A 15,847-nucleotide genomic window follows, 5' to 3' on the forward strand; every position below is an offset into this window, starting at 1 on the left:
AAAGAACATTATATTTAAATAAAATCCTTGCAGTTTACAACAAACCACAAGGATGTATTTGTTATTTAAATTATTGGTTACTTATATCTGTATTTTCAACCAACCTCACATACGGTGCAGTACCTGTAATGGTTACCCCTTTAAACACACTTTTGGCAATCGTAACAGATTGCTCTTTTCGCAACCAATGTAAATTAACTTTTGTATTTTCTAGATAGGACTGTACAACGAGGGTTTTATTTGTATTATCGCCTTTCCCAATTGAAGCGTTTATAATCGTACATCCATTTACTAATGCGTTTCCATCCATGAAGAGACCTAGGTTTTGCAGCAAGCTGTTACGTAATATAACGGTTCTATAATACTTAGGATCATTGGATCCAAGCTGAATATCACTTGCACCCATCAACCCTGTCTTCACTCTTATAAATTCACTATTACTAATATTACAACCCTCAAACCTTGCAGATCCTTCGATTAAGGTTAAGCCTTCTATGCTGATCGGTGGTCCGACATAGTCTTGGGGCACCAATACTGACACATCGTAATTTTTAACTAAGATATTTTTTAGCACTGCACCTGCGGCCATTAGGCTGAAATTACGTGTTAATGTATTATCGGAGCGCCATTCCCTTTCCACCGTAATATTGTATAGGTAGCATCTTCCATGACTGGATCTGCTAATATTAAACCCAGGTTGACCCACGTCATTAATGGTTACCGGTGCTCCTCCTTTAGTTTCCGATACTTGAAAGCCTAACGATGTTACATTTACAGTATAATATAGCTTGTCAATGCTGATACCAGTGGGTACTTTACCTAACCATTGCTCAAAGATAACTTGGGCGCCATTTCCCATACTATGCGGTGACTTATAAGTGAATGTTCCTGTAGCAGTATTAACAGTTGGCATTCCGAAGTATCCGTACATACTTGATCCATATAACATTCCATCCTTAATCTGACAATTTTGAACGACAGAACCTCTTGCATCCGATATTCTCAAATTACCTTTTAGAAAGACCGCACCGTTAACGAAATTGTCACCTTGTACCCATAGCTCACAACCAATAAAGGTATTGTTAAGAAATTTGACATCTTTAAAATTTGGATTGGAATTCACGCCTCCGACGTTGTATCCTTCAAAAGTATTACTTTCTAACACAATTTGAGTGCCATCTGCATTAACTAAATGTCCACGTACATTGTTATAGATGTGATTATCAGATATGTGGATTCTATAGTTAAGTTCAATCCCATCTGGACGTTCTGGTGTCTTAATTGGAATATTCGTTTCACTATACATCGATTCAATATCAATACCGAACATTGGAGGGGTGCCATTGCGAAAATTGGTTGTTACACCATCATCATCGTAGCCTATATGGTGAATTTTATTTCGATAAACATGCGTATCATTTGAAGCACATAGGGATATTCCTTGTCTTCGACAATGATGAATGTGACAATCATGAATTCGAATATGCTGACCCATCTGATCTTGTGTATACGACATAGGGTCAATATGATATTGCTCCCATCCTGTTAAAATACCGTCTCCTATACAATCTAAAATCTCAATCTCACTGATCTCAATATAATTAGAACCAAACAATCCAACGCCATAACCACTTTCATGGGTGTAATAAGAATTATCGACCTTTGCCAGAATCCCCCCAATCTGTTGATCAGTTAATGGGGAGTTAAGCTGGATCGTAAATATCATCTTGTTGCTATCCGTGATGCTAGCGAACCAACCTCTACCAGCAGTGCTAGCTGGCGTAAATATTCCGTTATTACGGTATCCGACAAGGGTAGCTTTAGTCACAGTGTCTTTATACTGATAGAAATTAAAATTGCTTGCAATTACGTTGGGTATACTCCATAACCTAAAGTTGGATAGAAGCCCTGGGTTCTCATAGCGATCAATAACCTCGCTACGGATCCAGTTTGGATTATTATTAAGTGAGCCATCAGTATTTACGCCACCTCTTACGAACTTTACGTACATTTCATAACTGTGCGTCTTTTTGTCACCTATTATTCTTCCACCTGAGAGCTTCGCGTTCTTAATGCCTTTCATATTAATTATGGTATAATTCGGAGATGAATTCGCCTCCATTTGCATGTTACATCCCTGTGCTAACTCGAGATGCATACCACTCTGCATCTCGATTGCCACCATAGTAGAGGGGTTCATCCTCACCAAATAGTTACCCGTAGGCAGGATCACATGATTGTAGCCCTGAGACTTTGCCCATAAGATAGCATCATTAATACCTTGAGTCGATTGGACTGCATTAGTACTGTTATTACTTATTCCAAAACGGTCGAGCTCAATAAGGTAAGTCCCTTCTGTTTGCGCCATTTGCCTCACCTCTTTTTATTTCAACATATGAGGCTTGTCAGTCAGACGTTACTTATTTCCGCTAGTTTCTAGCTTTCTCTTACGGTTAAACACTTTTTCAATAATAGTTTGCAAATTTGGTATTTTATTAAGAAGCATTTGTGCAATACCAAGTAAATATTTAAATTCCTCTGTACGATAAAACAAAGCCGCATAGATAAGATTCACTACTACAAAACAAATGATACTTTGGAGAATTAGCCATCCAAAATTGCTAGCCGGAACAAAGGAGCAAACAGTGACTGCTGCTACGCAAGCCATTATTCCAATTACGGTATAGTATAAGTAGAGCTTATAATAGTGACGTACTGGTTGATGAAACACCTTTTTATAGACCAAAAACGGAGTTAACCAGAAAGGTATTGCTAGTGCACTGATCAGCACTCCAACAAAAATCCCTTTAATACCCATGTATTTAACGAAAACTAAAGACACGCCAAGATTTATTACTGCCTGACATAATGGAGCAAATCGATCCTCGTGGAATATACCACCTGTCGTTTTGACCGTGCTTATCGCATTACGCATGCCTCTTTCGTAGAATGTGAGGACAAGCAAGAACAATACAACTTGGCCCATTACATATTCGGATCCAATCCATATCTTAATAAACGGTTCGACTAATAAATAAAGTATGATACCAAGGAGCGAATACAGCCAAAAATTAAGGAACATCATTACTTTATATACACGATAAACCGTTTCCGGGCTTTCCTTAGCAACCAAATTACCAACACTGTGAGACATATTCGAGGATACTTGATTAACCAATGTACGACAAATATCGATTAGCATTTTGTAATTGGAATACAGACCGACTGCTACAACACTGATAAATGAAGAAATGAGAATGCTCTCCACACCGAATATAAAATAATTCCCTACGTTTTGAATCATTATGGCTTTCATGTTCTTGATAAAACTAGCTTTCGTTTCGGGGTCAAGCTTGATCATTTTTTTCTGCTTCAAGAATGGATACATTCTATCCACCAATATTGCTAATAGAATTGATGTCGTAATAGTGATTATACTCTCTACTATAAGATACAAAATATAACTTTCAGTAAAATATAAGATAGCAATTTTCACACAAGTCGAAATGATAGAGGATACAGAAAACACGCCTGTTACAATATAATTTTTCTGATTTACATTCAAGAATGAGTTCTTATACACAAACAAATATGGAGCAGCTGTATTTACAAGGAATAGCAAATAAATTAAAGTGACGTTATTAACGCTTGAATCCTTGATAAATAAATCAAGAAAAGGAAGGAGGCCTAATCCAAGTAACATCACAACTCCTGCTATAATAAGATAAGCTGTTTTGTATAACTTCATTAGTGCCAAAATTTTGGGTTGATCTTGTTCAGCCACCGGTTTATAAAGATTGTATATAATACTGGATCCTATGCCTGCTTCTGCTAAAGACAGCATAGCTAAAATACTGGTGAACAATGCATTAATACCTAAATATTCGATACCAAGGCTATTGATAAACATAGTTCTCGAAACAAAACTTAGTACTATAATAATAATTTGATTACCCAATCCAACCGAGATATTCAGTAATGAGTTTCTAACTCTCATTTTATTCCCCTATCTAAGTAATACTACACAACCTTTGAATTGTTGTGGGCATTAACTATCCGAATACAAAAGCCTTGCGTGAAAGGGAGTATATTAAACAGCATCGAATATACACCAATGTCCTTTGTATCTCCCTGTGAGAAATCAACAGCCCCATTTCTTCTTGTCACCTTCATTAAATATCCGATAGCTCGATCCGCACCTTTGTTACATTCTTCCGTGAGTCCATCTATTTTGGATGCTTGCTGTAGAAACCAACCGAGTATTGCTGTCGTTGACGAATCCGGCCTTGACTCATTACGAGTGACGGTCCAATTCCAATTGCCGTTAATTCCCTGGAAGGCCAGTGCAGCATTTGCGAATTTCTTAATAAATCCCTCTAGTATCGGCTTCAATTGATGTTCGTTTGGCAATTCCCGCCATCCATCCATTAAACCAATCGCGAACCAGCCTAACCCTCTACCCCACCCGTATAAGCCCAGTGGCATCGTATTATTCAGCTGATAAGCATGACTTGGAATATAATGCTTCTCCAGCATGCCGCAGCGATCATATTCTTTCAGTTGAGTCACTGCTAATTGCACACATTCATCTTTGTTGTATCTTATTCCGTAAGCAATCAAAAACGGACAAATAAATCCAATTGTATCCACATAACGATAGTTTTTCATCGTTTTCCGATATAATACAGTACCATCCTCACCAATGTGGGATTTAATTAATTCCCAGATGCTATCAAAGGCAGGCTTGTAAGCTTCTGTGTCAACCTCCTCTAGCTTCATAACAGCGTAAGCTAGAATGGCAGCATCTACATGCGCAGGCATAACTGACCACTGTCCACTCTGATCGAACTTTGATTTAAGAAACTGCTTAATTCCTTTTCTTAGCTCGTTATCGTCATGTTGTTTTAAATACTCTGAAAGGCCCATAATTAATGATGCTTCTTGCCAATGTTGTATGGTATTTTTGGAATAATTACCCTTAAGCATGTCAATGGCAACTAGTCTGGTATTATCAGTCACCTTAACTTTTGGAGTATGATTTAACCATTTGACGCCGATTTGTGTGATAGATTGGTTCCAATTCTGTTTATCCTTATATCTCCCTATATGTATCCGGCTTAACCAATCCTTACTGATTGGCCATATATCTATTATAAAAACGATGATTGTTAATATGAAGAATACGGCAACAATAGCCTCAACCAATACAATCCCTCCCATTACACTTAGATCAGCGCATAAAACTTTTCGATCTCCGATTCCGTTCCCAAATCTTCTTTGGAGAGCTGTTCGACTAAAGCTTTTCTTAATTCATCCTCCTTTATTACTTGTTCAATTCCTTCCGCTAGCGACTTGGCATTCATGTCAACGATCATGCCATTCAGTAGATGTTTAATCTGATCTTTAGCAGTACTAAAATTAGTTACAATGATGGGTTTATTTAATATCATAGCCTCATCAATCGAAATCGATTTACCTTCAAATCGAGATGGTTGAACATATATATCAGCTTCTCTTAGATATGGATAGGGGTTTTCTTTCAAACCCATCAAAATGAAATGTTCTTGGACTTTGTATTGTTCAATCATCTGTTCCAACTTGCTCCGTTCTTCACCTTCTCCTATCACATACCATTTTATATCGTAACCATCATCAATCAGATTTCTACATGCTTCAATGGCGAGTTCAAACCCTTTCTGGTAATTCAAGCGCCCTATCGATACAATCTTTGTACTTTTACCCAGGTTTAAAGTAACATGCTCTAATGACATCTTATGTATCATTGCTGGAGATACAATATTATGAACAACTACTACTTTATCTTTAAAATCTGGAAATTTTTTCTCGAGTACTTCTCCACACGCATCTGATACCGTGACAATATGATCAAGTTGCTCGAAATATTTAAAATCAATGTCTGAATCCATTCTTAACTTATTATAATCATTATGAATAAACCCTATTTTTTTTACTGCATGGACCTTTTCTACACCAAAATAAACAGGGTTTTTCTCCAGATATCCTATCGCTGCATCATATTTTTTTTCAATATCAGGAAGTGCTTTCTTCAGATACTTCCAAACCCTCTGTTCGCATCTTGCCGGGTTTTTTTCAGTATAAAAGATGTACCCGGCACAAAGTCTTGATAATGCCAAGCTGAACTTTCCTTTTTTCAGACAATCAATAATGGCTTTACGTATCGGCATATCAAAATAGACATACTGCAAGGGCTCATCCAAAACATTCACTTCTTTAGGTAGTTGGTTAAAAAACATCCCCTCGTGCTTGAATAAGTACAAGTCCACTTCATATCTGGAATAGTCCATAGTTTGAAATAGTGAAAGCAGTGATTTCTCAGCACCACCACAATTTAAATTATTCATAATAAATAATATTTTTTTCTTCATGATTGCCCGCCTACCCGAGAAGTTTATACAACTTCTCTATTTCTGATTCTGTACCTAATTGTAATCGCGATAAATATTCCGCCATTTTGTGCCTAGTCCGAGAATCATCAATTAATTTCCCTATTCCTGCAGCAATGGATTCTGAGTCCATATCGACAATCAACCCTTCGGTTCCATCAATAATTTGATCCCTAGCTGTACTGAAGTTTGTAACTAAGATAGGTTTATTAAGTATCTTAGCCTCATCGATAGCAATAGACTTTCCTTCAAATTTAGAAGTTTGCGCATAAATATCAGCTTGCATGATGTAGGGATAAGGATTTGTTTTCAATCCTAATAGCTTGAAATGATTTTCTAATCCATTATTCTTAATTAATTCCGTTAATTTTGCTCTCTCTTCACCTTCGCCAACAACGTTCCACTGAAACTTAAATCCACGATCAACCAATAATTTACAGGCTTTAATAGCTAATTCGAATCCTTTCTGAACATTTAACCGTCCGACTGAAAGTATTACTATCTCATCTTCTCTACGATCGAATACATCCTTGAGGTCCTTATTAGCCAAATGCTTGATGACAGTTGGTGATACTATATTGTAGATTACATTCACTTTATGATTCTGATCTGGGAATCTTCTTTTTAAAATATTTGAACATTCTTCAGAAACCGTGACTATATGATCCAACTTTTTGAAATAATTATGATCAAAGTAAGGGTCCATTCCTAATTTGTCATAGTCGTTATGAATCCATCCAATTTTTTTGTGGGCATTTACCTTTTCGACGCAAAAATATATTGATGTTTTTTCTAAAAAACCTATTGCAGCATCGTATTGTTTATCAATCTTAATCATCGAGAAGGCAACATGTTTCCAGCTAATCTGCTCTCTAATTCCAACATTTCTGGATATCCTGTTTTTCATGCTAAACATGACTCTGTTATAAGCAAGAAAAGCATTACCACTTAACATAAGTTGTTGTAGTGATCTACCTAGTGGCAGCGAAAACCGAGTATAATTATCTGAGACTGGCAAGATGTGGACTTGATTAGGGATAAGATCCATAAAGATACCTTCACGATTTAACAGAAACAGATCTACATTGTATTGGTTATAGTCTATTTGGGAAAGTAAGTTGACTAAACTACGCTCTCCTCCGCCAGCTGATAAACTAGGCATTACAAACAATAAGTTTTTTTTCATATGTCCCTCTTAACCTAAGCCTTTTATATACTCAACCGCTTTGTATGACATCTTCTTTATTTTTGGAATTGATTGCTTTAATTGCTTCCTTATCTCCGCCTCATCACAAATCATTTCATCAAATTTCCCGATTAGCTTGCTGCTATTCGATATTTCTTCTATCCCAAGAACCAGCTTTTCTTCACCGAAAATATCTTTTGCTATTCCCTTGGATTTCACGCTATATCCTAAAACCATAGTAGGAACGTAACTGGAATAAGCTGCTATCGTCGCATGGGTTCTGGCACCTACAAAAAATCTCATTTTTGCTATGTAACCTTTATACTGGATAGCTGTCAATTGATCCTCTAATAGGATGATTCTTCCCGTTTTCTTGAAGGCCTCATAAAATTCCGTTAGTATTTCATAATCGTTATTTCCTTGATCGAAGACATGCGGGGTAAGGGCAATCGTCATGTTTGTCGTATCTAATATATATTGAATTAACTCACTAACTGCAGCTCGAGACTGCTCATTTCGTTTTAACACCAATGGACTAAAATTAACTCCTATTGTGTTCCCATCCTGCCAGCCCTGCGGCAGATCCAGCTCTTCCTTCTCCATCGTAAATGCAGGATCAGCACATAATTTGACATTTCGAAGACCTTTACTTACAAGCATGTTGTAAGTAAGTGACTCCCTTGATAATATTAAATCGAATAATTGCAGATCCTCCAATTTTCTCTGAGACATATCTTCCTCTCCTATGGAGCAGCCCCAGAGAACGAGCTTCTTCCCTTGTGCCTTAACTCGCTTGTCGATCTCATACCAGCTCGGCTGCTCACCATAACAATAATTATCTCCCCCAATGGAGAGGCAGACGTCCATATCTTTTATATTATTAATAATATTGCGATGAATTCTCCCTAGCGCGTAAGATTCATCTTTAAACAGTTTTACTTTTAGTGAAGATACGAACCAGTGATAAGAAAACTTCCTTAACGTAATTGGTGAACCATCATAAATTCCGTCTAGTTTTGTTATAATTGTATCTGTTTCTGGTTTTTCAGAAGCCAAATATACTTTTGCACCCTTTATACGTTCTTTTAGAATCGATGACGAAGAACGAACAATCGCCTCACATCCTCTGTTGAGGCTTCCTCCATGGGCAAACATCATAATCTTCATGCTACTTTCCCCCACTGTCTCTTATTTCTGAATCTGCTATAGGTTGTGGCGCAATATAAGCCAACTACCGACTTCCTTCTAATCAGAGCAACTATTAATTTCTGGTATCTCCCCAGATTGGCGCCCATTTCATTGATATACAGAGGTAATGCTCCTCTTACTTCCTTGTTGTTCACCATGTGTTTTACATAGCTAAGTTGCTTATAAATTCTCATTCCAGATGAAGGAGCCAAATAGATGTGAATATAAGCCATTACACTATGAATAAGCTTAATAGATTTGAGATGTCTGATTGTCGCTATGTTCAACAAATCAGAATAATGAGTTGGTGGCTCTGATAGAAAGACCTCTAGCGCTCTAAGGAAATAATCCTTTTCAGCTATATTTCTGGTAGCACTGCCACTCACGTCCCGATAGTGATACCCGGTGTAGTCTATGTATTTCATCTTCCTCACATGACTGAACAATGTCATGTTAAACATTCCGTCTTCTCCAAGTGCTACTTGATCTGGAAACAGAACGGCATGCTCCTGGATGATTTTGTTAAGATAGATTTTATTGCATACCGTATTTAATTGCTCGCTTCTTAAGAAAATCGGCAGTATTTCTTGTTGGATATAATTTGTTGTCAGGACAGTTCCGATTGGAAATGGATAACTCGTAACGATTCGATTGCCTTCAATCTCGCTTTCGAAGTTAGACAGGACGACATCACATTCTCCTGCAACAGCAGTATCATATAGTCGTTCGTACATGTCTGTATCAATATAATCATCAGCATCGACAAAGGCTATATATTGTCCTAATGCCACACGTAAGCCTTCATTTCGCGCAGTACTCACGCCCTTATTCACCTGATTAATTAATGTAATTCTCTTATCATTGTATTGATATTGCTCGATGATAGATCTGCTGCTGTCCGTAGATCCGTCATTCACAAAAATAAATTCGCAATCTTGAAGAGTCTGGGCGAGAAGAGATTCGATGCATTCGCCTATAAATCGTTCCGCATTGTACACAGGGACGATTACACTAACCTTTACGCTCATCAACTCCACTCCCTTTCTCTCACAAGAGCTCATAAAGTTTATTTAATTCAGCACTGTTGCCATAATCAATATTGGCACAGTTATTGGCGATGCGCTCTCTAAGCTCTTGGTTGTTGTACAATGTTTCTACACCAGCAGCAATACCCTCGATAGATAGTTCCGTTATATAACCATCGATTTTATTCATAACCTGGCTTTGAGCAGTAGCATAGTTTGTAATCATAATCGGTTTGCCTAGTATTTTTGCTTCCGTCACTGTGACAGCTTTACCTTCGTACCTAGATGGCTGTATATACATGTCACAGGCTTTTATAAATGGATAAGGATTAGTTTGTTTTCCAAGCAGAATAAACTGTCCTTCTAGTTGATGCTCAGCAATTAACTGCTGAATCAGCGTTTCGTCGCCGCCATATCCTACGATGTACCAAACAATATCGTCATATCCCTTATCTATCAACAACTTGAATGCCTTTACCGCATTGTCAATTCCCTTGGCGTGAGACAATCTACCGACCGTCAACAGCTTGAACCTGGTGTCACTGGTCATCGGATTACTAGCTATTTCTACATTCGCCATCGTTCTAATGAACTCAGGCGACACAATATTTTCTATTACGACTACCTTATTTCTTAGTGACTCATATTTCTCGAGAAACGAATTTCTACATGCATCGGATACGGCAATGATGTAGTCGAATTTATTCCACATCTTCAGATCAAGTTCCACATTAGTCTCCACCGTAGAATAGTCCGTATGTATCCATGCTACCTTTCTACTTGCCTTAACTTTGTCTGCTACAAAATAATGCGGCCACAAATAGCTAATTGCTACATCATATTCACGTTCTACAGCTGGGAGGAACGGTAGTGCATATTCCCACATCAGTTGCTGCTGAATATACCCTGATTCCGATATTCTCTTTATCTTGCCAATCATATAAGCATGAATTTTAGAAATAGCTCGACAGATTCCTATTTGAAGCTGCTTCTCTTTAAGCGTCTCGCCGATTGATTTACGAAATGATGCATATTGAGGAATTTCACCAAGCAGATTCGCACTGTCATTCAGCAAACTCATGAAATCGCCTTTATGCCTATAGAGCATTAAGTCTACTGAGTACCTAGTATAATCAAATTCGTCCAACATACCGGCTAAGCTACGTTCAACACCACCGACCTCCATATCATAGGAAGCGATTAATACGTTTTTCATCTTGTTCTCCTAATTAATGATTGAATGTATTAGGCTATAGCATTCTTTCTAATTTTTCTCCAAGCCCACAAGAATGGTCGTAACGGAAAATATAGAAAATGAAGTGGCTTCGGCAGCGGGAGTGTTTCAGCGTCCTCTGGATACGGGAAGAAAAAACTTGCAATAAATATCATTTTTTGACGAAGTGTGAGTAGAGAGAATAAATAGCGGCTATGGTACTTCTTAACATCCTGTGGTAGCGGTGGAGTATGTAAATTGACCATCCTTTGCACATAAAATATGGCATCCTCCGCTAACCACTGTGTTTTCCTCCCTGTAAGCAATGGCATCATCTCTTCCCTTAGTGGCACCGATAGTAGCCGTGCCGCTAGAAAAAGAGCTTGCCCGCCAACATTTGTATAATCATGTTTCTTGAGTAAAACTATCAGTTTGGGCCAATCGATTTGTTGATTCACCAATTGTTTAATATCCAGCAACCAACGAATCCTGGACCATCCATGGCGCGCTCCGTGAGAAACAAGGAATAGAAATAAATCTTCCCTTCCCAAATAATAGATTGGGCGGTTAATTAGGGAACTCTTTCTCTTACGTTCCCATAAATCATTGAAATTAGGTTCCTTCGATGGAGCTGGGTTCAATCTCCAATGGACCTCAACCTTTATCCCTTTACTTGAATGATAGAAGGTTATATGATGATGTCTCCATTTCCAATCGTTCAGTATCGATACGATGTAGTCATCCTTTACATAACCATGTGCTATGAGCAGTTCTTCAGCCTTTTCGAGATCCTGAATCGGAATAAGAAAATCCAGATCACAAGAAGTCCGCAATGACACATCACCATATAAGTCAGCAGCAATAACTGGTCCTTTCAGAAAAAGTGAGCGTATGCCTTGCTCAGAGAATACCTTTGTAATTTGTTCCATCTCACCGCTTAAAGCCAGCATTTGTATTGTATTTCGATAATAATCACGTTGAAACATTTGGGTCACAAATGTTGGAACCTCTATTGGTTTCATTTCTTGCAATCTGCGATTTATTGGCGGGAACACTCGATGATGCCTTGCCAGCTCTATAAACCGGTCCCAGTCCGTTTCACGGAGTAGTTCCTGGATTTCAAAGTTGTGCTTTATCCCCTGGTCCATCGCAAGAAGCCCAAGTAACAGACGTAATTCATCAGATAGGTCTCCCGTATGGAGAGTGACGTTGTTATTCATGAATTTCTCCCTCTTGCTAATTAGCCAATAACGAACAAATATTATATATGTTGTTCTATAAAACGAACACATGTACAGATTAACACCTATCTAATTTTCTGTCAATTAGCATTCTATATATTTAAGCATTAGATGTTTCCCCATTTCTTGCTAATCTCTTTAACAATTCATCATTTACAAGTGTATATTTTTCTCCGTTTATCTCGAGATAGGCACCCGTGTAAGGAGGAAACCAAAAAGCTCTAATTTTTAGATCTATATCATCATTATCAACATCTATCCTTTTCATCGCTTCCATCTGTTCTCTTGATATGTAAGTACCTTGTTCTTTAGTTTGCATGATAGACTCAAGTCTTCCCTTTTCAATCACATCTAAAAGAACACTCTTATACAAATCCTGTTGTATATTTTGGGTTTTTTCTTCCAAAGAGTACGCTGTTTCTTCTCTATAATCAAAATTAAATTTATATATCTTAATTAAAGGCCCAGTATCTATTGATGTATCAACATAATGAGCTGTCGCGCCCCATTCTTGCAATTTATTAAGAATCGCTATATTATAACCAGCTGTCCCTCTCCAATCCGGCAATAACGCAGGATGAAAATTTATACACCCATACTTTGGATTATCGATTAGCGGGCTTTTAATTTTTTTCCAAAATAAATAGGACACCACCAAATCCGCAAATTCACAATTATTTTGAAAATGGACTTCAGCTTCTTCCAGCGACATTATTGGTATACCCAGAGATTCAGCTTTTTTAGCAGTTGGAGAGTTAACAAAATGAGAGTCAGTAACTACACCAACTATGTCAATGCCTTTTTTAAAGGTCCATTCCAACATTTCTGCAGCGTATCTTTTCCTTCCCATAAATAATACTTTCAAAAAACTTCCCCTCCATAGGTTCAAATTCCCTCTATTTTCAGCTAATCATTCAACTTGATTTATACAGTTTCGATCCTTTTAATTGCTTGCTTGTCAAAGAATTCGCTGATACAATCGATTACTCTAACCTGATCGATTATCGTCAAACTCGAGCCTGAGGGCAGACAAATACCATTCTTAAATAACCTTTCGCACACAGGCTCTTCTAATGTATGGGCATAGAACCTACTACCTTCGAATAAGGGCTGCATATGAAGCGGCTTCCAAACTGGTCGAGCTTCAATATTTTTCTCTGCTAACGCATCCAGCAATCGGGAGACCGATATGCCTGTTTCCTGCTCATCGATTGTTAATGCTGTGAGCCACCGATTGGACCTGGTATACTCCAATTCAGGCATAAAATGAACACCTTTCAAACCCGAAAATGCTTCCTGATAATTCTCAAATACAGTTCTCCTAGCTTGAACACGATCATTTAAAACCTCTAATTGTGCTCTGCCGATGCCAGCAAGCACATTGCTCATTCGGTAGTTGAAGCCCACACTACTGTGTTGATAATGGGGTGCTGGATCCCTTGCTTGGGTAGCTAGAAACCGTGCTTTTCTTAATAGCTCAGCATCATCAGACACAAGCATACCTCCGCCAGAGGTAGTTATTATTTTGTTTCCGTTAAATGAATAGACCCCAAATTTCCCCAAAGACCCACTTGATTTCCCTCTGTATGTGGAACCAAGAGCTTCAGCTGCATCTTCTATAACTGGTATTTCATATTGATTGCAGAGTGAAATAATTTCAGTCATTTTTGCACTTTGTCCGTACAAATGAACGACAATTATTGCTTTAGGCAATCGTCCTTCAATTGCCGCATCCTCTAATGCATCCTTTAATGCATGTGGTGACATATTCCACGTTTCAGGCTCAGAATCAATAAATATCGGCTCTGCTCCCAAATAGCTAATGGGGTTGGCACTGGCGACAAATGTGAGACTTGAGCAGAATACCTTATCTCCTTTCCCTACACCCAATAACTGAAGAGCTAAATGGATCGCTGCTGTTCCTGAGCTGACTGCTGCTGCATCTGTTACTCCGAGGTACTTAGCAAACTCTTTTTCGAAAGCGTCTATGTGTGGACCTAGAGGCGCAATCCAATTTGTATCAAAAGCTTCGTCAATGAACTTCCTCTCATTTCCACTCATATGTGGTGGGGATAAATATATTTTTTTCATCTCATTTACCGACACAACAATTCACATCCTTCTTAAAAATAATAAGCCACACCCCATGCAAATCATTTGCTTGAGATATGGCCCTATCCTTCATAATTACCTGTCGTTCCCTTAAACAACGGCATCGTGACGTGATTAGAATTCGATATTCCTTCAGAGCGTATGACCTTCTTAATGGTAAGAATTAATATTTTAGAATCAAGCCATAGGCTTTGATTCTGTACATACCATACATCCAATTTAAACCGATCCTCCCACGAAATTGCGTTTCGTCCATTAATCTGAGCCCATCCTGTTATCCCGGGTCTGACTTGGTGCCGCATCGCTTGTTCTTTAGTGTAAAGTGGTAAATATTCCATCAAAAGCGGCCTAGGTCCAACTAAGCTAAGCTCGCCTTTAATGACATTAATTAGCTGTAGCAGCTCATCAAGACTGAATCTACGTAAAAAACTTCCAAAAGCGGTTAATCGGAAGTGATCCGATAACAATTGACCGGAGCTGTCTTTCTCATCCGTCATCGTTCGAAATTTGTATACATAAAAGGGCAACCCGTGCAGTCCAGGACGCTGCTGTTTGAATACAATCGGCGTTCCTAATTTAATTCGCACCAATATTGCTGTTGCGCATATAACTGGTGATAGCACAAGCAGAAGAAAAAATGAAATAATGAGATCAAACATTCGTTTTATCATCATTCGACTCCTAAATTTCAATCTGTTTATATTTAGTTTGAAGATAGCTTTTCTCTCATTTTTGAAATCATTTTAGGCCCTACCAATCGGCTTACAACTCTTTTAATCTCTCCTCTGATACGCACATGAGCAGGGAGCCAGCTTTGCGCGAAGTGGTGAATTGTGTGACTTTCGTTTGTTATGTAGTTGCCGCCATTAATATAATCATATGGACTAAAGTAACTTCTCGGATAAAAGGTAACACCATTACTAAGCACTTGATACTCCCCGTTTAGTATTAAGCCATGCTTATTACAAAGCTCTGTTATGACTGCTGTATTAGTCGTCATATCATAAGTCCCATCTGGATGCAGAAAGCTTCTGCTGTCGTAATTTTCCAAAAGCTCTTTTATCCATGAATGGCCTGCCGCTGCCCCCATCGTTCCTGATTGAAGATAAGTCTGATCCTCAAAGCCTGAGAAGGCTTCGTGAAGTAGAAACGGACTGAGTGGTTTAATAACCTCTACATCTGTATCCAAATAGACTCCACCACAATGATATAGCGCATATAGTCGAACGTAATCGCTTACGAAAGCATACTTACGTGCTTCATATGCTTCTTTCACATATCTGTTAGTAGAAAGATCAAAATTATCCTCATTCCACTCAACAAACTGATACTCGCCTAGATGTTGTTTCCAGCTTTTCATACACTTCACGATCTTCTTCGGTTTCTCACCACGTCCAAACCAACAGTAATGCAGGATGCGTGGAATTTGCTCAGTTTCGTCCACCTAACTTCCTCCT

Annotated in this window: 13 protein-coding genes; all 13 read right to left on the minus strand. The window is 38.3% G+C overall.

Features of this window, described 5'->3' with window-relative positions; genetic code table 11:
• Positions 1–70 precede the first annotated feature (70 nt).
• The 13 genes from AC0YN7_RS18445 to AC0YN7_RS18505 all read right to left on the minus strand — a co-directional run bounded on the left by AC0YN7_RS18445 (position 71) and on the right by AC0YN7_RS18505 (position 15,834).
• The gene (locus AC0YN7_RS18445; RefSeq protein ID WP_475811485.1) at positions 71–2,368 is read right to left on the minus strand and encodes a right-handed parallel beta-helix repeat-containing protein; all 2,298 of its coding nucleotides are present in this window, start codon (positions 2,366–2,368) and stop codon (positions 71–73) included.
• A 48-nt stretch (positions 2,369–2,416) separates the two neighbouring features.
• Complete coding sequence (locus AC0YN7_RS18450) at positions 2,417–3,997, minus strand: lipopolysaccharide biosynthesis protein (RefSeq protein ID WP_475811486.1); 1,581 nt, start codon at positions 3,995–3,997, stop codon at positions 2,417–2,419.
• Positions 3,998–4,020: 23 nt separating this feature from the next.
• Positions 4,021–5,220, minus strand: a complete 1,200-nt coding sequence (locus tag AC0YN7_RS18455) for a glycoside hydrolase family 88 protein (protein ID WP_475811487.1) — start codon at positions 5,218–5,220, stop codon at positions 4,021–4,023.
• Between the two features lie 5 nt (positions 5,221–5,225).
• Positions 5,226–6,407: a glycosyltransferase gene (locus AC0YN7_RS18460; RefSeq protein WP_475811488.1), complete on the minus strand. Its 1,182-nt coding sequence runs from the start codon at positions 6,405–6,407 to the stop codon at positions 5,226–5,228.
• Between the two features lie 10 nt (positions 6,408–6,417).
• Positions 6,418–7,611: a glycosyltransferase gene (locus AC0YN7_RS18465; RefSeq protein ID WP_475811489.1), complete on the minus strand. Its 1,194-nt coding sequence runs from the start codon at positions 7,609–7,611 to the stop codon at positions 6,418–6,420.
• Between the two features lie 9 nt (positions 7,612–7,620).
• Positions 7,621–8,778, minus strand: a complete 1,158-nt coding sequence (locus AC0YN7_RS18470; protein ID WP_475811490.1) for a polysaccharide pyruvyl transferase family protein — start codon at positions 8,776–8,778, stop codon at positions 7,621–7,623.
• Positions 8,775–9,827, minus strand: a complete 1,053-nt coding sequence (locus tag AC0YN7_RS18475) for a glycosyltransferase (protein WP_475811491.1) — start codon at positions 9,825–9,827, stop codon at positions 8,775–8,777. Before AC0YN7_RS18475 ends, AC0YN7_RS18470 begins: the two co-directional genes overlap by 4 nt.
• A 19-nt stretch (positions 9,828–9,846) precedes the next feature.
• A complete protein-coding gene (locus AC0YN7_RS18480; protein WP_475811492.1) occupies positions 9,847–11,040 on the minus strand; it encodes a glycosyltransferase in 1,194 nt (397 codons plus the stop codon).
• 29 nt (positions 11,041–11,069) lie between these two features.
• A complete protein-coding gene (locus tag AC0YN7_RS18485; RefSeq protein ID WP_475811493.1) occupies positions 11,070–12,257 on the minus strand; it encodes a nucleotidyltransferase domain-containing protein in 1,188 nt (395 codons plus the stop codon).
• 121 nt (positions 12,258–12,378) lie between these two features.
• Positions 12,379–13,143 (minus strand): methionyl-tRNA formyltransferase, encoded by a 765-nt coding sequence (locus AC0YN7_RS18490; RefSeq protein ID WP_475811494.1) that lies wholly within the window; start codon positions 13,141–13,143, stop codon positions 12,379–12,381.
• Between the two features lie 59 nt (positions 13,144–13,202).
• Complete coding sequence (locus AC0YN7_RS18495) at positions 13,203–14,369, minus strand: aminotransferase class I/II-fold pyridoxal phosphate-dependent enzyme (protein WP_475811667.1); 1,167 nt, start codon at positions 14,367–14,369, stop codon at positions 13,203–13,205.
• Positions 14,370–14,452: 83 nt separating this feature from the next.
• Positions 14,453–15,058: a sugar transferase gene (locus AC0YN7_RS18500; protein ID WP_475811668.1), complete on the minus strand. Its 606-nt coding sequence runs from the start codon at positions 15,056–15,058 to the stop codon at positions 14,453–14,455.
• A 35-nt stretch (positions 15,059–15,093) separates the two neighbouring features.
• A complete protein-coding gene (locus tag AC0YN7_RS18505) occupies positions 15,094–15,834 on the minus strand; it encodes a glycosyltransferase family 32 protein (protein WP_475811495.1) in 741 nt (246 codons plus the stop codon).
• Positions 15,835–15,847: the final 13 nt, after the last annotated feature.

It is taken from the genome of Paenibacillus sp. J31R122, assembly GCF_056269185.1.

Bases quoted from the DNA above. Each gene is read 5' to 3' on its own strand.
- AC0YN7_RS18465 (WP_475811489.1), bottom strand. From the start codon at position 7,611: ATGAAAAAAAACTTATTGTTTGTAATGCCTAGTTTATCAGCTGGCGGA.
- AC0YN7_RS18495 (WP_475811667.1), bottom strand. From the start codon at position 14,369: ATGAAAAAAATATATTTATCCCCACCACATATGAGTGGAAATGAGAGG.
- AC0YN7_RS18455 (WP_475811487.1), bottom strand. From the start codon at position 5,220: ATGGGAGGGATTGTATTGGTTGAGGCTATTGTTGCCGTATTCTTCATA.
- AC0YN7_RS18485 (WP_475811493.1), bottom strand. From the start codon at position 12,257: ATGAATAACAACGTCACTCTCCATACGGGAGACCTATCTGATGAATTA.
- AC0YN7_RS18480 (WP_475811492.1), bottom strand. From the start codon at position 11,040: ATGAAAAACGTATTAATCGCTTCCTATGATATGGAGGTCGGTGGTGTT.
- AC0YN7_RS18460 (WP_475811488.1), bottom strand. From the start codon at position 6,407: ATGAAGAAAAAAATATTATTTATTATGAATAATTTAAATTGTGGTGGT.
- AC0YN7_RS18450 (WP_475811486.1), bottom strand. From the start codon at position 3,997: ATGAGAGTTAGAAACTCATTACTGAATATCTCGGTTGGATTGGGTAAT.
- AC0YN7_RS18470 (WP_475811490.1), bottom strand. From the start codon at position 8,778: ATGAAGATTATGATGTTTGCCCATGGAGGAAGCCTCAACAGAGGATGT.
- AC0YN7_RS18445 (WP_475811485.1), bottom strand. From the start codon at position 2,368: ATGGCGCAAACAGAAGGGACTTACCTTATTGAGCTCGACCGTTTTGGA.
- AC0YN7_RS18475 (WP_475811491.1), bottom strand. From the start codon at position 9,827: ATGAGCGTAAAGGTTAGTGTAATCGTCCCTGTGTACAATGCGGAACGA.